This is a genomic window from Streptomyces sp. NPDC050564 (assembly GCF_044457265.1).
GTDB lineage: Bacteria > Actinomycetota > Actinomycetes > Streptomycetales > Streptomycetaceae > Streptomyces.
The window spans coordinates 40,193-61,190 of record NZ_JBITGS010000006.1 but is presented as its reverse complement, the minus strand read 5'-3'; the positions used below and the strand labels follow the sequence as shown (position 1 = coordinate 61,190).

Sequence of the window (20,998 nt, the reverse complement as noted above, 5' to 3'; positions counted from 1 at the left end):
GGAGCTGGGCACAACGCATGCAGGCTTGTCGCGCGGGGCCCGCGGGGCGGTCGAATGGATGGCGTGCCCCGTTGCCGCGGGACAGAAGTCGATTTATCGTCCCAGCACGATTCGCGAGCGAAATCACAATATGTGAAGGGGCCGCGGCCATGGTGGCGAAGAAGACCGCCGTACAGCAGTCGGCGTCCGTCAGATCCACGGGTCCGGCGGCCAAGGACGTGGACGGGAAGAAGAGCGCGCAGGTGGCGTCGGTGACGGGCGCCGCCAAGCCGGTGAAGACGGCTTCCAGGACGGCTTCCGAGGCGGCGACCGAGGCGGCGACGAAGACCGTGAGCGGGAAGACAGCCGTGACGAAGACGGTGAACAAGAAGGCGACCGTGACGAAGACGGTGAACAAAAAGGTGGCCGCTACGAAGACGGTCACCAGGAAAGCGGCCGCTACCAAGGCCGCGACGGCCGACGCGGCTCCTTCGAAGACGGCAGCCACCAAAACGGCCGCCCCCAAAACGGCGCCCACGAAGGCGACGGTTACGAAGACGGTCGTCAAGAAGTCCGACGCGAAGAAGACAGCGGCGGCGAAGCAGGCGGCGGCCAAGAAGGCCGCCGGGACCGGGACCACCGGGTCCAAGGCCGCGGCGACGGGCACCGTCTCGGAGGAGACGGCACCGGTGAAGGGCGCCGGGGCGAAGGGCGGCACCACGAAGAGGGCCGGTGCGAGGAGCGCGGCCGGGAAGAGCACCAGTACGGCCAAAAAGGCGGTCGCTTCCGCGGCCGAGGGCGCGGCCCAGGCCGCGAAGACGACGGGAGCCACGACGGTGGTTGCGAAGAAGACTCCTGGCACGGCCACGGCGGCGAAGAAGCCCACCCCGGTCCCGAAGGCGCGGATCGCGGCCGTGGAGCCCGGCGAGCTCGCGGTGCGCCCCGGCGAGGACCCCTGGACCCCGGAAGAGGTCGCGGAGGCGCGCGCGGAGCTGCAGTCGGAGGCGCTGCGGTTGCGTACCGAGATCTCGTCGTCCGAGCAGGCGCTCGCGGGCCTGATGCGCGACTCCGGCGACGGCGCGGGCGACGACCAGGCGGACACCGGCACCAAGAACATCACGCGCGAGCACGAGATGGCCCTCGCGGCCAACGCCCAAGAGATGGTCATCCAGACCGAGCGCGCCCTGGAGAAGCTCGACGCGGGCACGTACGGACTGTGCGAGAACTGCGGCAATCCCATCGGCAAGGCACGGATGCAGGCCTTCCCGCGCGCCACCCTGTGCGTCGAGTGCAAGCAGAAGCAAGAACGGCGTTACTGACCCCACGGTCGAGCGGAAGCGGGAACGCCGTCACCGAAGGGCGCGGGAGGGCTCCTGAGCGCATGGGGCCCGGGAGGTGTGCCGTACCCTCGTCCTCAGTCAGGAACCTAGGTCGAGGGATTCACTCACGTGGCAGAGGCGGAGCGCATCATCGGTACGCCGGACGTCCCAGGAACGGCGGGGGCCGGTCCGGAGCAGTCCGACGGGAACGCGGCGTCGGGCGACAGGTCCGGATCCCACGAGTCGGCCACAGGCGAGCGGTCCGGTACGGACTCGGGCGCGGACTCCGGAGCGGACGGCACGTCGGCCACGGACGAGCGGCCGAAGGGCAAGCGAAGGATCGCTGTCCTGTTCACGGTCGCCGTGCTGGCGTACGCCCTCGACCTCGTGAGCAAGATGATCGTGGTCGCGAAGCTGGAGCACCACGACTCGATCGAGATCGTCGGGGACTGGCTGAAGTTCGAGGCGATCCGCAACGCGGGCGCGGCCTTCGGCTTCGGCGAGGCCTTCACGGTCATCTTCACGGTGATCGCCGCGGCCGTGATCGTGGTCATCGCCCGGCTGGCGCGCAAGCTCTACAGCCTGCCCTGGGCGATCGCGCTGGGCCTGCTCCTCGGCGGTGCGCTGGGCAACCTGACCGACCGGATCTTCCGCTCGCCCGGCGTCTTCGAGGGCGCGGTCGTCGACTTCATCGCGCCCAAGCACTTCGCGGTCTTCAACCTGGCCGACTCGGCGATCGTCTGCGGCGGCATCCTGATCGTGCTGCTGTCCTTCCGCGGGCTCGACCCGGACGGGACCGTCCACCGGGACTGACCCCGCGGGTGGTGCCCTCCACGGGCACTGATGTTCGGGCGGTGGTCAAGTGGTGTCGGACCCGTCCGGCATACTCGACGGGTGAGCACGATTCCCGAGATCCGTACCCTGCCCGTGCCCGACGGCTTGGAGGGCGAGCGCGTCGACGCCGCCATCTCCCGCATGTTCGGCTTCTCCCGCACGAAGGCCGCCGAGCTCGCCGCGGCGGGGAAGGTCACGGTCGACGGCTCGGTGGTCGGCAAGTCCGAGCGGGTGCAGGGCGGCGCCTGGCTCGAGGTCGAGATGCCGCAGGCGCCCGCGCCCGTGCAGATCGTCGCCGAGCCCGTCGAGGGCATGGAGATCGTGCACGACGACGATGACGTGGTCGTGATCGTCAAGCCGGTCGGTGTGGCCGCGCACCCCAGCCCCGGCTGGTCGGGCCCGACCGTGATCGGCGGTCTCGCGGCCGCCGGATACCGGATCTCGACCTCCGGAGCCTCCGAGCGCCAGGGCATCGTGCACCGCCTCGACGTGGGCACCTCGGGCCTGATGGTGGTCGCCAAGTCGGAGTACGCGTACACGTCGCTCAAGCGTCAGTTCAAGGAGCGCACGGTCGACAAGCGCTACCACACGCTCGTGCAGGGCCACCCGGACCCGACCAGCGGCACCATCGACGCGCCCATCGGACGCCACCCGAACCTCGACTACAAGTGGGCGGTCACGGCCGAGGGCAAGCCGTCGATCACGCACTACGACATGGTCGAGGCGTTCCGAGCGGCGTCGCTGCTCGACGTCAAGCTGGAGACGGGGCGCACCCACCAGATCCGCGTCCACATGGCGGCCCACCGCCACCCCTGCGTCGGCGACCTGACGTACGGCGCGGACCCGACGCTCGCCAAGCGGCTCGGCCTCACCCGGCAGTGGCTGCACGCGGTGCGGCTCGGCTTCGAGCACCCCGGCGACGGGCAGTGGGTGGAGTTCGCGAGCGACTACCCCGAGGACCTGCAGAAGGCGCTCGACAAGGTACGCGAGGAGAGCTACGCGTGAGCGCGTCCCACGGGGCGCAGAGCGGCTCGTACGTGCTGCGGGTGGCCGAGGACGCCGCCGACCGCGAGGCGTGCTTCGCGGTGCGCAAGGAGGTCTTCGTCGGGGAACAGGACGTCCCCGAGGACATCGAGTACGACGCGTACGATGCCGGCGCCCTGCATGTGCTGGCCGTCCGGGAGGACGGGGTGCCGCTCGGCACCGGGCGGCTCCTGTACGGCGAGGCGGCGGCCGTGAAGACCGACGGCGACCCGACGGTCGGCTCGCTCGGCCGGCTCGCCGTGACGCGCGAGGCGCGCGGGCTCGGCGTCGGCGCCGCCCTCGTACGCGCCATCGAGGACGCGGCACGCGCGCGTGGACTGGCGGCGGTGGACCTGCACGCGCAGACGCACGCGCTCGGGTTCTACGAGCGGCTCGGGTACGAGGCTTACGGAGAGGAGTTCCCGGACGCGGGCATTCCGCACCGGGCGATGCGGCGCTCCCTGTAAACCGGGCGATGTGGCGCTCTCTGCAGAGGGGATGCCCGTAGTGGGCGTTCTCCTCCCCCTCTCCCGGGCCCGGCCGAGGGGCTGCCGCGCTGGTCGCCGTCGCGGCGGAAGGAATCGGCGCGTGGCACGCTGGAGGTCTGGCCGCCCTTGATCGCCTAGACCTCGCCGGAGCGTTGACCGTGGATCAGTTGGCCCTGCTGTTCATGCTGCTGCTCGGGGCCGTGGTGAGCGTCCCGGTCGGGGACCGGCTCCGGCTGCCGGCGCCGGTGCTGATGACGCTCCTCGGGATCGTCCTGGCCGTGCTGGACTTCGTACCCAACGTGGACATCCCGCCGGAACTGATCCTGCCCCTGTTGCTGCCGCCGCTGTTGTACGCCTCGGTGCGGCGGACGTCGTGGAGACAGTTCGCCGCCAACAAACGGCCGATCTTCCTGCTGGCCGTGGCTCTGGTGTTCGTCACCACCGCGGCCGTGGCGGTCGTCGCCAACGCGATCGTGCCGGGGCTGCCGATCGCCGCCGCCGTGGCGCTCGGCGCGCTCGTGGCACCGCCCGATCCGGTCGCGGCCACCGCGGTCGCGGGACAGCTCGGGCTGCCGCGCCGACTGGTGTCCATCCTGGAGGGGGAGGGGCTCTTCAACGACGTGACGGCCATCGTGCTCTACCACGTCGCGATCGCCGCCGCCATCAGCGGGACCTTCTCGCCCTGGCGCGCCGGGCTCGACCTCGTCCTGTCCGCCGTCGTCGCGCTCGTCATCGGTCTGGCGCTCGGCTGGGTCGCGAACAGGCTGATGGACCTGCTCGGCGACGCCACACTGCAGATCGGGCTGACGCTGCTCGTGCCCTACGCCGCGTACGTCCTCGCCGAGGAACTGCACGGCTCCGGGGTGCTCGCCGTGCTCACCACCGCGCTGTTCCTGGCGGAGTACGCGACCGACGCCGACGACGTCATGACGCGGCTTGCCGGGTACACGTTCTGGGACGTGGTGGACACGCTCGTCACCGGGGTCGCGTTCGGGTTGATCGGTCTTGAGCTGCACAACGCGATCAGGACGGCGGCCGGGCGGTGGGGCGAGATGCTGGGATGGGCCGCCGCCATCGTGGTCGTGGTGGTGCTCGTACGGCTGGTGTGGCTGTTGCCGGCCACCTGGCTGACCAAGCGGCTGCATGCGAAACGGGACTACGACGAGGAGATTCCGACATCGTGGCGGGAGACCGTCGTGATGTGGTGGTCGGGGATGCGGGGGGTCGCGTCGGTCGCCCTGGCACTGGCGATTCCGCTGAAGATGGAGGACGGGTCGCCGTTCCCGGACCGGGACGAGATCGTGTTCATCGCGTTCGGGGTGATCATGGGGACGCTCGTGCTGCAGGGGCTCACGCTGCCCTGGCTGGTCAGGAAGCTCGGGGTGCGGGCCGACACGGATGTCGAGAAGGCCTTCGAGAAGGAGCTGGCGATTCGGGCCGCGAAGGCCGCCAGGCGCAGGCTGAAGGAGATCGAGGAGGTCGAGGAGCTGTCGGAGGAGGTGACCGAGCAGTTGCTGCGGCGGGCCTTCGACATCGGAGTGCGGATCAGTCCCGACATGGGGGACGAGGAGCGCAGGGAGGCCTACGAGCAGCGGGCTCGGCGGGCCAAGAGGATACGGCGGATTCAGAGCGAGATGATGAGCGCGGCCCGGCACGAGGTGCTGTCGGCGCGGAGTGAGGCGGGGGCGGATCCGGAGATCGTGGACCGGGTGCTGCGACACCTGGACGTGCGCAGCTTGCGGTGACGCCGCGCCGGGCTTCGCCAGGTGCGCTCCACCCGCGCACCGCCCGTTTCCAGTGCGTTGACCCGCGGACCGCCTGTTTCCAGTGGGTTGAGATGGGCGGGTCTCCCGTGAGGGTTCTCGCCGTCGGCGGCTGTCGCTCCTAGGATCGGATCATGGCACGCAACGTGGTGATCAGCGGTGGTGGATCGGGGATCGGCCTCGCGGCGGCGCAGGCCTTCGCGGCCGACGGGGATCGGGTGTTGCTGCTCGGGCGGCGAGCCGAGGTGTTGGAGAAGGCCGGGGTGCCCGGGGCGCTCACGTACGCCGCTGATCTGAGTGATCCGCACAGCGTGCGCGGTGTCGCGGAGTTCGTGGGGGACGAGTTCGGCACGGTGGACGTGCTGGTGCACAGCGCCGGCGGCGCCGGGAATCTGGAGCCGAAGCTCGAGACCGAGGACCCGCTCGAAGCCGTCGCGCACAACTGGACCGTCAACTTCCGACTCAACACGCTGACCGCGGCCCTGCTCACGGAGGCCCTGCGGGAGCGGCTGGCCTCGCCCGGCGGACGGGTGCTGTTCCTGAGCTCCATCGCCGCCTACCGGGGATCCGGCAGCGCCGCGTACGCGGCGTCCAAGGCCGCGTTGCACCCGTACGCCTACGATCTGGCCCGGGAGTTGGGTCCGCGGGGCATCACCGTGAACGTCGTGGCTCCCGGCTATGTCGAGGACACCGGGTTCTTCGGCGGCGAGATCGAGCAGGCCCGGCGGGAGCGGCTCGTCGCGGAGACCTCGACGGGGCGGGCCGGTACGCCCGGGGACGTCGCCGGCACTCTTCACTGGCTGGCGTCTCCGAGCGCCGGACACATCACCGCGCAGGTGATCCAGGTCAACGGGGGCGCGGAACGCGGGCATTGAGCCCCCCTCCCGCTCCGGAAGCCGGGGGAACCGCGGCCCGGCCCCGGTCCGGCGGGAGGGTCAATCGCTACCCGGCCCCGTCCGGCCGGCAAGTCAACCGCGGCCCGGCCCCGTCCGCGGTGGCTCGTACACGCTCCGACCGTGATCCGTATGGGCCGCGGCCCCGTCCGCTCCGTCCGATTCGCCGCGCCTCGCACGCGGTACCCGGCCCGGCGGCAGTGCCGCGTCCGCCGTGTTGACACGGGGGAGCGCGTAGGGGTGCTCCTCGGTCAGCCAGCGGATCATCTGCTCGCGGACCGTGACCCGTACCGTCCAGATGTCGTCCGCGTCCTTCGCGGTGACCAGGGCGCGTACCTGCATGGTGTTGGGCGTCGAGTCCGTGACGGCCAGTCCGTAGTCCCGGCCGTCCCAGGCCGGGCAGGCGCGCAGGATGTCGCGCAGCTTCTCGCGCATCGCCTCCACAGGCGCGCAGTGGTCGACGTGGAAGAAGACGATGCCGGTCATCTGGGGGGTGCCACGCGACCAGTTCTCGAAGGGCTTGGACGTGAAGTACGAGACCGGCATGGTGATCCGGCGTTCGTCCCACGTCCGTACGGTGAGGAACGTCAGTGTGATCTCCTCGACCGTGCCCCACTCGCCGTCCACCACGACGGTGTCGCCGAGGCGCACCATGTCGCCGAAGGCGATCTGCAGTCCGGCGAAGAGGTTGGCGAGTGTGGACTGCGCGGCGACACCGGCGACGATGCCGAGGATGCCGGCCGAGGCGAGCAGCGAGGCACCGGCGGCGCGCATCGCCGGGAACGTGAGCAGCATCGACGCGACAGCCACCACGGCGACGATCGCGGACACCACGCGCTGGATCAGCGTCACCTGTGTGCGCACCCGGCGGACCCGCGCCGGGTCGCGGTGGGCGCTGGCATAGCGGGTGTACGAGGTCTCGACGATCGCCGTCGCGATACGCACCACCAGCCACGCGGCGGACCCGATGAGGATCAGCGTCAGGGCCCGGCCGATGCCGACCCGGTGTTCCATCAGCAGTTTCGCCTGGTCGTACGAGCCTCTGAGCAGGGCCGCGAACAGGACGAGCTGGAAGGGGACGCGGCCGCGGCGGAGCAGGCCCCACAACGGGGTGGTCTCGTGATGCCGGTCGTCGGCCCGTCGCAGCAGGTGGTCCACGGCCCACCCGATGAGCAGCGTGAGCACGACCGAGCCACCGACGACGATCAGCGGTCGCAGTACGTTCTCCATGCCTGAGACCGTAACCGCCCGCGGGTGATGATGAACATGTGATCCTGGGGCGGAAGTGGGTACAGTCGCCGCCCGGCGTTGTCGGTGCCGGCTGGCACCATGGGGCTCATGAACATCATGCTCTTTCACTCGACCTACGGGCTGCGGCCCGCGGTGCGCGCCGCGGCGGACCGGCTGCGCGACGCGGGACACGAGGTGTGGACGCCCGATCTCTTCGACGGGCGCACCTTCGAGACCGTGGAGGAGGGCATGGCCTTCAAGGAAGAGATCGGCAAGGACGAGCTGCTCAAGCGCGCGGTCCTGGCCGCCGCGCCCTACTCCGAGCGCGGCCTGGTGTACGCGGGATTCTCGCTCGGCGCCTCCATCGCGCAGACCCTGGCGCTCGGCGACGAGAAGGCCCGCGGGCTGCTGCTCCTGCACGGCACGTCGGACATCGCTCAGAGCGCGTCGGTGGACGACCTGCCGGTCCAGCTGCATGTCGCCGAGCCCGACCAGTTCGAGACCGACGACTGGCTGAGCGCCTGGTATCTGCAGATGCAGCGAGCGGGGGCCGACGTGGAGGTCTACCGGTATGCCGGTGCCGGTCACCTCTACACCGACCCCGATCTGCCCGACTACGACGAGGAGGCGGCCGAGGCCACCTGGAAGGTGGCGCTCGGCTTCCTCGAGAGTCTGTAGAGCCCTACGACGCTGACAGTCTGTAGAGCCCTACGGCCCTTACACCGGGTCGTACGTCCGCTCCACCTTCTGCGTGCCGCTGCGCGTGCGGTACGAACGGACCCAGGACGAGGTCGCGTTCGGGTTCGTGCGGTCGGAGAGCACGTAGTAGTCCATCTGCGCGCGGTCGGCGGTGATGTCCAGGACGCCGTAGCCGTGACGGTCGGTGTCGACCCAGTGGACGTGCCGGTTCGCCGCGCGGATGATCGGCGCGGCCACGGCCGAGACGGTGCCCTCCGGGACCTTGACGATGTCGTCGAGGTTGTCGGAGGTCACCGAGGTGACCACGAACTCCGTGGCGGCCGAGGCGGACAGCGGGTACGTACCGGCGTCGACCGGCACATCGTTGGCCCAGGCCATGTGGATGTCGCCGGTCAGGAAGACCGTGTTGCCGATCGCGTTCGAACGCAGATGCGCGAGCAGTTCGCGGCGGTCGTCCGTGTAGCCGTCCCACTGGTCGGTGTTGAGGGCGATGCCCTCCTGCGGCAGTCCGAGCAGCTTGGCGAGCGGCTTGAGCAGGTCGGCGGGGAGCGAGCCCACCGAGAACGGCGAGATCATCACCGAGTTGCCGACCAGGCGCCAGCGGGTGTCGGAGGCCTTGAGCCCGGCCTTCAGCCAGTCGAGCTGGGCCCGGCCGGTGATCGTACGGTCCGGGTCGTCGACCGAGCCGCTGCCCGTGGACGCCTGCTGCGAGCGGAAGGACCGCAGGTCGAGCAGGGAGAGGTCGGCAAGCTTGCCGAAGCGCAGCCGGCGGTAGGTGGTGCCCGCGATCGCCGGGCGGACCGGCATCCACTCGAAGTAGGCCTGCTTCGCCGCGGCCTGACGGGCCGACCAGGTGCCCTCGGCGCCCTCGGTGTGGTTCACCGCGCCGCCCGACCAGGCGTTGTCGGCGAACTCGTGGTCGTCCCAGATCGCGACGACGGGCGCCTTGTGGTGCAGCGCCTGCAGATCCGGGTCGGTCTTGTAACGGCCGTGCCGGGTGCGGTAGTCGGCGAGGGTGAGGATCTCGTTGGCGGGGGCGTGCGGCCGTACGACCGTGCCGCGCGCCGCGTACTCACCGGACTTGTACTCGTAGATGTAGTCGCCCAGGTGCAGCCAGGCATCCAGGTCGCCGCGCGCGGCCAGGTGGCGGTAGGGCGAGAAGTAGCCCGCCTCCCAGTTGGCGCAGGAGACCACGCCGAAGCGCAGACCGGTCACGGCGGCGTCGGCGGCCGGGGTGGTGCGGGTGCGGGCGACGGGCGAGTCGGTGCCGCCTGCGGAGAAGCGGAACCAGTAGTCCGTGGCCGGTTCCAGGCCGCGGATGTCCGCCTTGACGGTGTGGTCCGAGGCGGCCGTCGCGGTGGTGGAACCCTTGGCGACGATCGTGTTGAACGCCTTGTCCTTGGCGACGGTCCAGCTGACCTCGGTGTCCGGGCCGAGCCCGGAGCCGGGTATCGCCGCGGCGGTGGGCGTCACCCGGGTCCACAGCAGGATGCCGTCGGGCAGCGGATCGCCGGAGGCGACACCGTGCAGGAAGGCGGGGGCCTCGGCGGCTCGGGCCGGCAGAGCGGCCGCGAGCGGGGCGGCGAGGACGGCGGTGGCGGCCGCGGCCTTGACGACCGTACGGCGGCGCGGGGCGCGGGAGTTGACGGCGCCCGAGGAGTCGGATGATCTGAAGCGACTGGTCACGAGCGATCAGGTTACCGATCAGTACAAGCCAAGAGCGGGCGAACTGACAAAAGTTCGCCCGCTCTTCGAGAGCTGGTCGCTCAACGAGCCCGTCGGCGCAGGTCGGTGCTCGGCGCCCGTTGCCGGTGTGCCGAGGCGCCGGTGGCTCAGGCCTTGAGTGCCGCGTCGATCGCCGTGTTGAAGTCCGCGACCGTCATCGGGGCGTTCTGGCCGTCGGAGCCGGTGAGCTTCTTGCCGTTCATCACCAGGCTCGGCGTGCCGTTGACGCCGTCCTTGTTGGTGTTGAACGTCTCGGACATGGCCAGCGCCCAGGCGTCGTACTTGCCGTCCTTGACGGCGCTCTGGAACGCCGTGTTGTTCTTGAGCGCGCCGACCGTGTCCGCGACCTTGATCAGGTAGTCGTCGCTCTTGAACTTGTCGTCCGTCTCCTCGGGGTGGTACTTCGCCGAGTAGAGCGCAGTCTTGTACTCCAGGAAGGCTTCCGGGCTCACGTTCAGCGCCGCACCCAGGGCGCTCATCGCGTTCTTGGAGCCCTCGCCGCGGGAGCCGATCTTGATCTTGCCCTTCTTGTCGGAGTCGCCGTCGAGGAACGTGCCGCCGATGTACTGGATCTTGAACTTCCCCGCGTCGAAGTCCTTCTTCAGGGTGGAGCCGACCGTCTGCTCGAACTGGGCGCAGATCGGGCAGCGCGGGTCCTCGTAGAGCTTCAGGGTCTTCTTCGCGGTGCTCTTGCCGAGAACGACGGTCGTACCGTTCGTGCCCGTGGTGTTGGCGGGCGCGACGACCTTGTCGCTCTTGATGGACTCCCAGTGGCTGGGCTTGTTGTTCTGCACGACGGCGTAGCCGATGCCGCCCGCTATCGCGAGGACGGCGACGAGGGAGCCGGCCACGATGGCCTGCCGCTTGACCTTGTCGCGCTTGGCCTGGCGCTCGCGCTCCAGGCGCAGCTTCTCACGGGCCGCCGTCTTCGCCGCCTGGCTGTTCCGCTTGCTCATATTGGTGATCTCCCTGGGGACGCGCACATGCCGTACGCGGGATACGTATGGGGGGCTGCTGGTGCTCAGGTGCTGTCGCTCAGCGGATGCTGTCGCCCGGGCGGCCTACTGCAGCTCGGGCGGACTCGTTCACGCGAAAGCGACCGAGCACGGCGGTCCACGCCGTCCCAGGGAGTGCACGAACAGGCGTGTAAGGACGGTGGCCGTACGGCCGGTGGGGCGCGGCAGCCGGCGGGCCGGAGCGAGCCGTACGGTCACCGCGGCGACCGCGATCAGCAGCGGCCGGAAGGTGGCGGCGGCCACGGCGCGCAGCAGTTGGTCCAGGGCCCGCTCGCCGCGCCGCAACCAGGCGGCCGCGAGGAGCCCGACGCCGACGTGCGCGCCGAGCAGCAGCCAGGCGGCGGCCGGGTCGGCGTGCGCGAGCAGGGCCGCCGCGCGGTCGGTGCCGGCACCGGTCACCTGTGCCAGCGGGGTGCCCACATTGCCGCCGCCGCACAGGACGTCGAAGCCGACCGAGCGCAGCGGGCCCGCGACCGGTCCGCCCGCCCTGCCGTAACAGACGTGCTGCCCCGTGGTGAACACGGTGTCGGCGGCCAGCTCCAACGGGATCAGCAGGGCCGCGATCCGCCCGAAGCCGCGCTCGCGGCCGGCCAGGGCGTACGCGATGCCGAAGACGGCGGCGGCGATCGCGGCCACGGTGCTCAGCGGCAGCGGGACCCGGGACAGCAGCACGTGCGACGCGGTGGAGAGCGTCACGACGAAAGCCGTGAACAGCGCCGCGCGCACGGCTCTGAGCGGGGTCCCGGATATGTCCATAGCGGAGGAGAGTCTCCCACGCGCTCCCGTAAGGGTCCCCTAAAGGGTTCCTGTGCGTTACGGGAGCGTTGTGAGTGCGTCGGCGGGCGTGCCTACAGGCCCGGAATCCGGCCGTTGCGGAACAGGTCCACGAAGATCTGGTGGTCCTCGCGCGCGCGTGCGCCGTAGCTGTGCGCGAAGTCCACCAGGAGGTCCGCGAAGCCGTCCTCGTCCGCCGCGATCGCAGCGTCGATGGCCCGCTCCGTGGAGAACGGGACCAGTTCCGAGTGGCCGCTCTCGTCGTCCGCCGCCGCGTGCATCGTGGCCGTGGACCGGCCGAGGTCCGCGACGACCGAAGCGATCTCCTCGGGGTCGTCGATGTCGCCCCAGTCCAGGTCCACCGCGTACGGCGACACCTCGGCGACCAGCTGGCCCGCGCCGTCCAGCTCGGTCCAGCCCAGCCACGGGTCGGCGTGCGCCTGGAGCGCGCGCTGGGAGATCACCGTGCGGTGGCCCTCGTGCTGGAAGTACTCGCGGATCGCGGTATCCGTGATGTGCCGGGAGACGGCCGGGGTCTGGGCCTGCTTGATGTAGATCACCACATCGTTCTCCAGAGCGTCGGTGGCGCCCTCCAGAAGGATGTTGTAGGACGGCAGACCGGCGGAGCCGATGCCGATGCCGCGGCGGCCGACGACGTCCTTGACGCGGTACGAGTCCGGGCGGGCCAGCGACGACTCGGGCAGCGTCTCCAGGTAGCCGTCGAAGGCTGCCAGCACCTTGTAGCGGGTGGCCGCGTCCAGCTCGATGGAGCCGCCGCCCGGCGCGAAGCGGCGCTCGAAGTCACGGATCTCGGTCATCGAGTCGAGCAGCCCGAAGCGGGTCAGCGAGCGGGCGTCGCGCAGCGCGTCCAGCAGCGGGCCCTCGGCGGTGTCCAGCGTGAAGGGCGGCACCTCGTCGCTCTTGGCGCCGGTGGCCAGGGCGTGGATGCGCTCGCGGTAGGCGGCGGCGTACACCTTGACGAGCTCGGTGATCTGCTCGTCGCTCAGCGCCTTCGCGTAGCCGATGAGCGCCACGGAGGCCGCGAATCGCTTGAGGTCCCAGGTGAAGGGGCCGACGTACGCCTCGTCGAAGTCGTTCACATTGAAGATCAGGCGGCCCTGGGCGTCCATGTACGTGCCGAAGTTCTCGGCGTGCAGGTCGCCGTGGATCCAGACCCGGGAGGTCCGCTCGTCCAGGTACGGTCCGCCCCGCTTCTCCTGCTCGAGATCGTGGTAGAAGAGGCCCGCCGTGCCCCGGTAGAAGGCGAAGGCGGAGGCCGCCATCTTGCGGAACTTCACGCGGAACGCGGCCGGGTCGGCGGCCAGGAGCTCGCCGAAGGCGGTGTCGAAGACGGCGAGGATCTGCTCGCCGCGTTGCTCGGCGCTGAGCTGCGGGACCGACATCGCTGGGTGCCTCCTGGTGCAGGTGGTGCGTGACGTGGGGGCGGGCGCGCCGCCCCCGGGGACAAGGTGGTCCGTCCACCTCCAACGGACGACGAACCGCCGGAGTGCCCGGACTCCGTCGACGAAGGTACGCCCTGGGATCCGAGTACCCCGGATGAAGGTACGTGTGATCCCCCGCGGAGTGTCAGTGGCCCGGCATAGACTTCGACGCTGTCCCCCCAGACTGTCCGCAGCCTGTCGCCGATCGTTCTTCTTGGAGGCCGAAACCGTGTCGAAGCCGCCGTTCACGCACCTGCACGTCCACACCCAGTACTCGCTGCTGGACGGTGCCGCGCGGCTCAAGGACATGTTCAATGCCTGCAATGAGATGGGCATGACCCACATCGCCATGAGCGACCACGGCAACCTCCACGGGGCGTACGACTTCTTCCACACGGCGAAGAAGTCGGGGGTCACACCGATCATCGGTATCGAGGCGTACGTCGCTCCGGAGTCCCGGCGCAACAAGCGCAAGATCCAGTGGGGCCAGCCCCACCAGAAGCGCGACGACGTGTCCGGTTCGGGTGGTTACACGCACAAGACGATCTGGGCGGCGAACAAGACGGGCCTGCACAACCTCTTCCGGCTCTCCTCGGACGCGTACGCCGAGGGCTGGCTGCAGAAGTGGCCCCGCATGGACAAGGAGACCATCTCCCAGTGGTCCGAGGGGCTCATCGCCTCCACCGGCTGCCCCTCCGGCGAGCTCCAGACCCGGCTGCGCCTCGGCCAGTTCGACGAGGCCCTGAAGTCGGCCGCCGAGTACCAGGACATCTTCGGCAAGGACCGCTATTTCCTGGAGCTGATGGACCACGGCATCGAGATCGAGCGCCGGGTCCGCGACGGTCTGCTGGAGATCGGCAAGAAGCTCGGCATCCCGCCCCTGGTGACGAACGACTCGCACTACACGTACGCGCACGAGGCGACCGCCCACGACGCCCTGCTGTGCATCCAGACCGGCAAGAACCTCTCCGACCCGGACCGCTTCCGCTTCGACGGCACCGGCTACTACCTGAAGTCGACGGACGAGATGTACGCCATCGACTCCTCGGAAGCGTGGCAGGAGGGCTGCGCCAACACCCTCCTGGTCGCCGAGCAGATCGACACGACCGGCATGTTCGAGGCGAAGAACCTCATGCCGAAGTTCGACATCCCCGAGGGCTTCACCGAGGTCACCTGGTTCCAGGAGGAGGTGCGCCGCGGCATGGAGCGCCGCTTCCCCGGCGGCGTCCCCGAGGACCGCCAGAAGCAGGCCGAGTACGAGATGGACGTCATCATCCAGATGGGGTTCCCGGGATACTTCCTCGTCGTCGCCGACTTCATCATGTGGGCCAAGAGCCAGGGCATCGCGGTGGGCCCGGGCCGTGGCTCGGCGGCCGGTTCGATCGTCGCGTACGCCATGGGCATCACCGACCTCGACCCGATCCCGCACGGTCTGATCTTCGAGCGGTTCCTCAACCCCGAGCGCGTCTCCATGCCCGACGTCGACATCGACTTCGACGAGCGTCGGCGCGTCGAGGTGATCAGGTACGTGACCGAGAAATACGGCGCCGACAAGGTCGCCATGATCGGCACGTACGGCAAGATCAAGGCGAAGAACGCCATCAAGGACTCCGCGCGCGTGCTGGGCTACCCGTACGCCATGGGCGACCGCCTCACCAAGGCGATGCCCGCCGACGTCCTCGGCAAGGGCATCGACCTCAGCGGCATCACCGACTCCTCGCACCCGCGCTACAGCGAGGCCGGCGAGATCCGCGGGATGTACGAGAACGAGCCGGATGTGAAGAAGGTCATCGACACCGCCAAGGGCGTCGAGGGCCTGGTCCGGCAGATGGGCGTGCACGCCGCCGGCGTCATCATGTCCAGCGAGCCCATCGTCGACCACGCCCCGGTCTGGGTGCGGCACACGGACGGCGTGACCATCACGCAGTGGGACTACCCGCAGTGCGAGTCGCTCGGCCTGCTGAAGATGGACTTCCTCGGCCTGCGCAACCTGACGATCATGGACGACGCCGTCAAGATGGTGAAGTCCAACAAGGGCATCGACCTCGACCTGCTGGCCCTCCCGCTCGACGATCCGAAGACCTTCGAACTGCTCCAGCGGGGCGAGACCCTGGGCGTCTTCCAGTTCGACGGCGGCCCCATGCGCTCGCTGCTGCGTCTGATGAAGCCCGACAACTTCGAAGACATCTCCGCCGTCTCGGCGCTCTACCGTCCCGGCCCGATGGGCATGGACTCGCACACGAACTACGCGCTCCGTAAGAACGGCCTGCAGGAGATCACGCCGATCCACAAGGAGCTGGAGGAGCCCCTCCAGGAGGTCCTGGCGGTCACCTACGGCCTGATCGTCTACCAGGAGCAGGTGCAGAAGGCCGCCCAGATCATTGCCGGGTACTCGCTCGGCGAGGCCGACATCCTGCGCCGCGTGATGGGCAAGAAGAAGCCCGACGAGCTGGCGAAGAACTTCACCATCTTCCAGGCCGGCGCCCAGAAGAACGGCTACAGCGACGAGGCGATCCAGGCCCTGTGGGACGTGCTGGTCCCCTTCGCCGGCTACGCCTTCAACAAGGCCCACTCGGCCGCGTACGGCCTGGTCTCGTACTGGACCGCCTACCTCAAGGCGAACTACCCCGCCGAGTACATGGCGGGCCTGCTCACCTCGGTCAAGGACGACAAGGACAAGTCCGCGATCTATCTGAACGAGTGCCGGCGCATGGGCATCAAGGTGCTGCCACCGAACGTCAACGAGTCGGTGCACAACTTCGCCGCGCAGGGTGACGACGTCATCCTCTTCGGGCTCGAGGCCGTCCGCAACGTCGGTACGAACGTGGTCGAGTCGATCATCAAGAGCCGCAAGGCCAAGGGGAAGTACGCCTCCTTCCCCGACTACCTCGACAAGGTCGAGGCGGTGGCCTGCAACAAGCGCACCACCGAATCGCTGATCAAGGCGGGCGCGTTCGACACGATGGGGCACACCCGCAAGGGCCTCACCGCACAGTTCGAGCCGATGATCGACAACGTGGTGGCGGTCAAGCGCAAGGAGGCCGAGGGCCAGTTCGACCTCTTCGGCGGGATGGGCGAGGAGGAGACGAACGAGCCAGGCTTCGGACTCGACGTCGAGTTCACGACCGACGAGTGGGACAAGGCCTATCTGCTCGCCCAGGAGCGGGAGATGCTCGGTCTGTACGTCTCCGACCACCCGCTCTTCGGCCTGGAGCACGTGCTGTCCGACAAGGCGGACGCGGGCATCTCCCAGCTCACCGGAGGTGAGCACGCGGACGGCGCGGTCGTGACGATCGGTGGCATCATCTCGGGCCTCCAGCGCAAGATGACCAAGCAGGGCAACGCCTGGGCGATCGCCACGGTCGAGGACCTCGCGGGCTCCATCGAGTGCATGTTCTTCCCGGCGACCTACCAGCTGGTGTCGACCCAACTCGTCGAGGACGCGGTCGTGTTCGTCAAGGGACGCCTCGACAAGCGCGAGGACGTGCCGCGCCTGGTCGCGATGGAGCTCCAGGTCCCGGACCTGTCGAACGCGGGCACCAACGCGCCCGTGATCCTCACCATCCCGGCGGTCAAGGTCACCCCGCCGATGGTCAGCCGCCTCGGCGAGATCCTCAGCCACCACAAGGGCGAGAGCGAGGTCCGCATCAAGCTCCAGGGCCCGCGCAAGACGACGGTGCTGCGGCTCGACCGGCACCGGGTGAAGCCGGATCCGGCACTCTTCGGCGACCTGAAGGTGCTGCTGGGCCCGTCCTGCCTGGCGGGCTGACCCAAGGAGGAGCGGGCTTACACAGTCGCGGACCGACGTACGCGAGGGGCGCATCCGCCAACGGATGCGCCCCTCGGTGTGTCCCTGGGCTTCAACAGCCCGCGCGCCGGGCCTCAGTTGTGGCCGAAGCGCTTTTGCTGCTTACGGGCAACATCCGCGGGGCTGCCCTGAGCGTGCGTGATCGGCGACTGCTGAGGCTCCGCCGAGGAACGCTGCGCCTGCTCGTGGGCCTGCTCGGCCTGCGAGGCGCGGTTCTGCTGGCTGCCCTGCTTGCGGTTCTTGTTCTTGGCCATGGTGATCTGCCTCCTGGGGGGGATCTAGGGGCCAGGGCCGCGACCAGATTCACATAGGCTGACAACCAACGCATTTCGGAGAATTACCGTGCGTAATAAGGCCTGTCGGGGGGTGTTCTCCCGATACGCCACGCCGAAGATCGAGTTCCGGCCGTTAACCTCCGCACGGTCGGGCAGACTCGAAGGAAGCCCGAAGCAAACCTCCCGGAAACCGGAAAGAGGGTGGACCGCGTGGACCGCTGCATCGTCCTGGTGGACGCCGGGTACCTGCTCGGGGCTGCCGCCAGCCTTCTCGCCGGGGAACCCTCTCGCTCCCGGATCACCGTCGACCACGCCGCCCTCATCCAGGGTCTGCGCGAGCGCGCCGAGTCCGACACGGAGCGGCCCCTGCTGCGCATCTACTGGTTCGACGGCGCCCCCGACCGCGTACCGCAGCCGGAGCACCGCAGGCTGCGCGTGATGCCCCGGGTGACGGTGCGCCTGGGCGCGCTGACCCGCAGTGACGGGCGGTGGGCGCAGAAGGGCGTCGACGCCGCCATGCATGCCGAGCTGACCGAGCTGGCGCGCAACCGCGCCTGCTCCGACGTGGTCCTGGTGACCGGCGACGGGGATCTGCTGCCGGGCATGATGGCCGCCAAGGAGCACGGCGTCGCCGTCCACCTGTGGGCGGTACAGGCCGCGGACGGCGACTACAACCAGTCCGAGGACCTGGTCGCCGAGGCCGACGAGCGCCGCGTGCTCGACCGGGCCTGGATCACCAAGGCCGTACGCGCCAAGGAACTCGGCGGGATCTGTGCGCCGCAGCCCGCGCCGCGCCCCGAGATCGCCGCGATCCTCTCCGCGCCGCTGCCCGAGTCGGCACTCACCACGGCGACCGAGCGTCCCGCGCAGGAGGTCGAGCACCACGCGGCGGCCGAGTCGCAGAACGGCACGGAGGAGCGCGTGCCCGCGCCCAAGGGCGTCCCCACGCCCAAGGACCTGGCCGCGCTGCGTGGCCCCGGCACCCAGCCCGCCCAGCATCCCGCCAGCGCCACGCTGCGCTGGTCCTCCGACAAGGGCTGGATCGAGCGGCCCGGGGGCGCCACCGAGTCCGCGGACGCCGCCGTGCTGCCCACGCTCGCCCAGCTCACCTCCGCCGAGCAGCGGTGGGCGGACCGCGAGGAGGACATCACCACCGTCGGCGGCGATCCGTACGAGGTGGGGCAGGTCTTCGCGCGCCGCTGGATGGAGCGCCTCACCGACCCGAGCCATCTGCAGAAGCTGTCCACGATGTACCCGCGGATTCCGCACCGGGTGGACGGCGAGCTGCTGCGCTACGCGGCCCGCTTCGGCCTGCTCGCGCACAAGGACGACCAGATCGACGAGCACGACCGGTACGCGATCCGGGCGGGCTTTTGGCGCGAGATCGACGTGCGCACGGCGGCGGAACACGCTCCCGCGGGGGAGTGAGCAGGAGCCTGTGCCGAGAGTGAGCCTCAAGCGCTCGCCGGGGCTGCGTCGAGGCCCCGGGCGCATAACGGGGCATCGGACCCCGTACTCTCGTCCTTCGTGAGTACGCGCACGGCACAGGCAGTCCGGAACGGACACAAGGGTGATGTCGTGTGCGCCGTGCGCGGTCTGACCAAGACCTATCCGGCGGTGCGCGGACGCCGGGGCACCCCGGCAACGCCCGAGGTGCGGGCCACCGACGGGGTGAGTCTGGACATCCGGCGCGGCGAGATCTTCGGGCTGCTCGGACCGAACGGCGCGGGTAAGTCGACCCTGGTACGGCAGCTGACCGGGCTGATGCGTCCCGACAACGGCAGCGTGGACATCCTCGGCCACGACATCGTGCGCCACCCGGAACGCGCGGCGCGGATCCTCGCCTACCTCGGCCAGGAGTCCACCGCCCTCGACGAACTGACCGTGTCGCTCGCCGCCGAGACGACCGGTCGGCTGCGCGGCCTGGACCTGCGCGAGGCGCGGACCGAGCGGGACGCCGTACTCGACGAACTGGGCCTCGCGCCGCTCGCCTCCCGCGCCCTGAAGAAGCTCTCCGGCGGACAGCGGCGGCTCGCCTGCTTCGCCGCCGCGCTCGTGGGGGCGCGGCCGCTACTCGTCCTCGACGAGCCGACCACCGGCATGGACCCCGTCGCCCGCCGCGCCGTGTGGTCCGCCGTCGACCGGCGCCGCGCGGAACACGGCACGACCGTCCTGCTCGTCACCCACAACGTCATCGAGGCCGAGACCGTCCTCGACCGGGTCGCCGTCCTCGACAAGGGCCGCGTCATCGCCTGCGACACCCCCGCCGGGCTGAAGGAGCAGGTCGCCGGCGAGGTGCGGGTCGAACTCGTCTGGCGCGAGAGCGCCCCGCTCGAGGTTCCCGAGGTCGCCGCGCTGCGCGAACGCGCCGTCGAGTCGGGCCGCCGCTGGACCCTGCGGCTCGCCCCCGAGGAGGCCCGCGCGGCCGTCGCCACGGTCACCGGAGGCGCCGCCTTCGCCGCCCTCGACGACTTCACCCTGGCCACGCCGAGCCTGGAGGACGTGTACCTCGCGCTCGGGGGCAATACGCAGGGGCTGGTGAAAGCGTGAGCGCGAGGAACGCGGAATCCGTACGGGAAGCTGTACGGAAGCCGCTGGACGCCTTGGGCGCCGCGGCCGGGGAGGCCGCCGTGGGCGTACGGGACTTGCGAGAGGCCGTGGGTGCGCGGGACTCGCGGGCGGCTGTGGGTGTACGGAAGGTGCACCGGTGCGTGGGTGCACGGGATTTGCGGGAGGCTGTGGGCGTACGGAAGCTGCGGGAGGCCGTGGGGACACGGAACTCTGGGGAGGCCGTAGGTGCGCGGAACCAGGGGGAGGCCGTGGGCGTGTGGAACCCGGCGAAGGCCGTGGGCGTTGGGAACAGGACGGCTGCCGTACTGAAGGGGAACAGCTCGACGTGAGTGTCGTACCCGCTGGAGTTCTGCCGGGCAGTGCGCTGCCCGTGGCCGAGGACGCCGGCGATGCAGCGGAGCTGGGGCCGCGCGCGCGGCTGTGGCCGTCGCTGGCCGCCGTGTACCGCGCGCAGCTCTCCCGGGCGCGCGTCGCGCGGATCCCGCTGCTGTTCGTGGCCACCTTCCAGTCCGTCGGGATCATGATCCTGATGCGGGGCGTGGTGGACGGCGGGGGCGAGGCGCGGGCCGTGGTGGCCGGGTCGTCGGTCCTGGTCGTGGCCTTCGTCGCCCTCAACCTCCTCGCCCAGTACTTCGGGCAGCTGCGCGCCAGCGGCGGCCTCGATCACTACGCGACGCTGCCCGTGCCGCCGGCCGCCGTCGTCCTCGGCGCCGCGGGCGCGTACGCGTCCTTCACCGTGCCCGGGACCGTCGCCACCGCCGTCTTCGGCTGTGTGCTCTTCGGTTTGCCGATGGCGCATCTGTGGGTGCTCGCCGCCGTGATTCCGCTCGCGGGCGCTGCTCTCGCCGGGCTCGGGGCCGCTTTCGGGCTGCTCGCACCACGGCCCGAACTGGCCACACTGCTCGGGCAGTTGGGGATGTCGGCGGCGCTGCTGCTGGGTGTGCTGCCGGCGGACCGGCTGCCCACGGTCGTGCAGTACGGGCGTGATCTGCTGCCCTCGACCTATGGGGTGGAGGCCTTCGCGCGGACTTTCGGGGCGCATCCCGACTGGGCCGCCGTCCTCGGTGACCTGGCCGTCTGCGCCGGTGTCGGGGTGGCCTCGCTGGCCCTTGCGACCTGGGCTTACCGTCGGGCAGCCGTCCGGTGACGCGGCTGACAG

At 70.1% G+C, this 20,998-nt stretch carries 17 protein-coding genes; 11 read left to right on the top strand and 6 right to left on the bottom strand.

The features are described from left to right. The first annotated feature begins 149 nt into the window (after positions 1 to 149). From ACIBK0_RS11430 to ACIBK0_RS11405, 6 genes are all read left to right on the top strand, one after another. Positions 150 to 1,298 carry a TraR/DksA C4-type zinc finger protein gene (locus ACIBK0_RS11430; RefSeq protein WP_399078142.1) on the top strand — a complete coding sequence of 383 codons (1,149 nt, stop codon included), beginning with the start codon at positions 150 to 152 and terminating at the stop codon, positions 1,296 to 1,298. Positions 1,299 to 1,427: 129 nt separating this feature from the next. Then, positions 1,428 to 2,111: a signal peptidase II gene (lspA, locus tag ACIBK0_RS11425; RefSeq protein ID WP_399078140.1), complete on the top strand. Its 684-nt coding sequence runs from the start codon at positions 1,428 to 1,430 to the stop codon at positions 2,109 to 2,111. Between the two features lie 81 nt (positions 2,112 to 2,192). After that, positions 2,193 to 3,137 carry an RluA family pseudouridine synthase gene (locus tag ACIBK0_RS11420; protein ID WP_399078138.1) on the top strand — a complete coding sequence of 315 codons (945 nt, stop codon included), beginning with the start codon at positions 2,193 to 2,195 and terminating at the stop codon, positions 3,135 to 3,137. Then, entirely contained in the window at positions 3,134 to 3,622 is a 489-nt protein-coding gene (locus ACIBK0_RS11415) for a GNAT family N-acetyltransferase (protein WP_399078136.1), read from the top strand. The genes ACIBK0_RS11420 and ACIBK0_RS11415 overlap by 4 nt, the downstream gene beginning before the upstream one ends. A 179-nt stretch (positions 3,623 to 3,801) precedes the next feature. After that, the gene (locus ACIBK0_RS11410) at positions 3,802 to 5,388 is read left to right on the top strand and encodes a Na+/H+ antiporter (RefSeq protein ID WP_399078134.1); all 1,587 of its coding nucleotides are present in this window, start codon (positions 3,802 to 3,804) and stop codon (positions 5,386 to 5,388) included. A 152-nt stretch (positions 5,389 to 5,540) separates the two neighbouring features. Then, positions 5,541 to 6,281: an SDR family NAD(P)-dependent oxidoreductase gene (locus ACIBK0_RS11405; protein WP_399078132.1), complete on the top strand. Its 741-nt coding sequence runs from the start codon at positions 5,541 to 5,543 to the stop codon at positions 6,279 to 6,281. 93 nt (positions 6,282 to 6,374) lie between these two features. Here the strand turns inward: ACIBK0_RS11405 and ACIBK0_RS11400 are convergent, their stop codons facing one another. Then, entirely contained in the window at positions 6,375 to 7,529 is a 1,155-nt protein-coding gene (locus tag ACIBK0_RS11400) for a mechanosensitive ion channel family protein (RefSeq protein ID WP_399078129.1), read from the bottom strand. 108 nt (positions 7,530 to 7,637) lie between these two features. Between ACIBK0_RS11400 and ACIBK0_RS11395 the strand changes: the two genes are divergently transcribed. Then, the gene (locus ACIBK0_RS11395; RefSeq protein WP_399078127.1) at positions 7,638 to 8,207 is read left to right on the top strand and encodes a dienelactone hydrolase family protein; all 570 of its coding nucleotides are present in this window, start codon (positions 7,638 to 7,640) and stop codon (positions 8,205 to 8,207) included. Positions 8,208 to 8,246: 39 nt separating this feature from the next. On the opposite strand, the gene ACIBK0_RS11390 is transcribed toward ACIBK0_RS11395, so the two are convergent. From ACIBK0_RS11390 to ACIBK0_RS11375, 4 genes are all read right to left on the bottom strand, one after another. Beyond that, positions 8,247 to 9,914, bottom strand: a complete 1,668-nt coding sequence (locus ACIBK0_RS11390; protein WP_399078125.1) for an alkaline phosphatase D family protein — start codon at positions 9,912 to 9,914, stop codon at positions 8,247 to 8,249. Between the two features lie 146 nt (positions 9,915 to 10,060). Then, positions 10,061 to 10,909, bottom strand: a complete 849-nt coding sequence (locus ACIBK0_RS11385) for a thioredoxin domain-containing protein (protein ID WP_399078123.1) — start codon at positions 10,907 to 10,909, stop codon at positions 10,061 to 10,063. A gap of 129 nt (positions 10,910 to 11,038) precedes the next feature. Beyond that, a complete protein-coding gene (locus ACIBK0_RS11380) occupies positions 11,039 to 11,725 on the bottom strand; it encodes a hypothetical protein (protein ID WP_399078121.1) in 687 nt (228 codons plus the stop codon). 92 nt (positions 11,726 to 11,817) lie between these two features. Then, positions 11,818 to 13,146 carry a DUF2252 domain-containing protein gene (locus ACIBK0_RS11375; protein ID WP_399078119.1) on the bottom strand — a complete coding sequence of 443 codons (1,329 nt, stop codon included), beginning with the start codon at positions 13,144 to 13,146 and terminating at the stop codon, positions 11,818 to 11,820. 268 nt (positions 13,147 to 13,414) lie between these two features. Here ACIBK0_RS11375 and dnaE point away from each other — a divergent pair, with 268 nt between their 5' ends. After that, positions 13,415 to 16,954, top strand: coding sequence for a DNA polymerase III subunit alpha (gene dnaE, locus ACIBK0_RS11370; protein ID WP_399078117.1), 3,540 nt, complete (start codon positions 13,415 to 13,417; stop codon positions 16,952 to 16,954). A 113-nt stretch (positions 16,955 to 17,067) separates the two neighbouring features. Here dnaE and ACIBK0_RS11365 read toward each other — a convergent pair whose 3' ends face one another. Next, positions 17,068 to 17,247, bottom strand: coding sequence for a hypothetical protein (locus ACIBK0_RS11365; protein ID WP_399078115.1), 180 nt, complete (start codon positions 17,245 to 17,247; stop codon positions 17,068 to 17,070). A 231-nt stretch (positions 17,248 to 17,478) separates the two neighbouring features. Here ACIBK0_RS11365 and ACIBK0_RS11360 point away from each other — a divergent pair, with 231 nt between their 5' ends. The 3 genes from ACIBK0_RS11360 (at position 17,479) to ACIBK0_RS11350 (ending at position 20,986) form a co-directional block, all read left to right on the top strand. Next, complete coding sequence (locus tag ACIBK0_RS11360; protein WP_399078113.1) at positions 17,479 to 18,696, top strand: NYN domain-containing protein; 1,218 nt, start codon at positions 17,479 to 17,481, stop codon at positions 18,694 to 18,696. Positions 18,697 to 18,846: 150 nt separating this feature from the next. Beyond that, positions 18,847 to 19,818, top strand: a complete 972-nt coding sequence (locus ACIBK0_RS11355; RefSeq protein ID WP_399078683.1) for an ABC transporter ATP-binding protein — start codon at positions 18,847 to 18,849, stop codon at positions 19,816 to 19,818. 346 nt (positions 19,819 to 20,164) lie between these two features. Further along, positions 20,165 to 20,986 carry an ABC transporter permease gene (locus ACIBK0_RS11350; protein ID WP_189187726.1) on the top strand — a complete coding sequence of 274 codons (822 nt, stop codon included), beginning with the start codon at positions 20,165 to 20,167 and terminating at the stop codon, positions 20,984 to 20,986. The last annotated feature ends 12 nt before the right edge of the window (positions 20,987 to 20,998 follow it).

Bases quoted from the DNA above. Each gene is read 5' to 3' on its own strand.
- ACIBK0_RS11430 (WP_399078142.1), top strand. From the start codon at position 150: ATGGTGGCGAAGAAGACCGCCGTACAGCAGTCGGCGTCCGTCAGATCC.
- ACIBK0_RS11405 (WP_399078132.1), top strand. From the start codon at position 5,541: ATGGCACGCAACGTGGTGATCAGCGGTGGTGGATCGGGGATCGGCCTC.
- ACIBK0_RS11400 (WP_399078129.1), bottom strand. From the start codon at position 7,529: ATGGAGAACGTACTGCGACCGCTGATCGTCGTCGGTGGCTCGGTCGTG.
- ACIBK0_RS11395 (WP_399078127.1), top strand. From the start codon at position 7,638: ATGAACATCATGCTCTTTCACTCGACCTACGGGCTGCGGCCCGCGGTG.
- ACIBK0_RS11385 (WP_399078123.1), bottom strand. From the start codon at position 10,909: ATGAGCAAGCGGAACAGCCAGGCGGCGAAGACGGCGGCCCGTGAGAAG.
- ACIBK0_RS11380 (WP_399078121.1), bottom strand. From the start codon at position 11,725: ATGGACATATCCGGGACCCCGCTCAGAGCCGTGCGCGCGGCGCTGTTC.
- ACIBK0_RS11375 (WP_399078119.1), bottom strand. From the start codon at position 13,146: ATGTCGGTCCCGCAGCTCAGCGCCGAGCAACGCGGCGAGCAGATCCTC.
- ACIBK0_RS11365 (WP_399078115.1), bottom strand. From the start codon at position 17,247: ATGGCCAAGAACAAGAACCGCAAGCAGGGCAGCCAGCAGAACCGCGCC.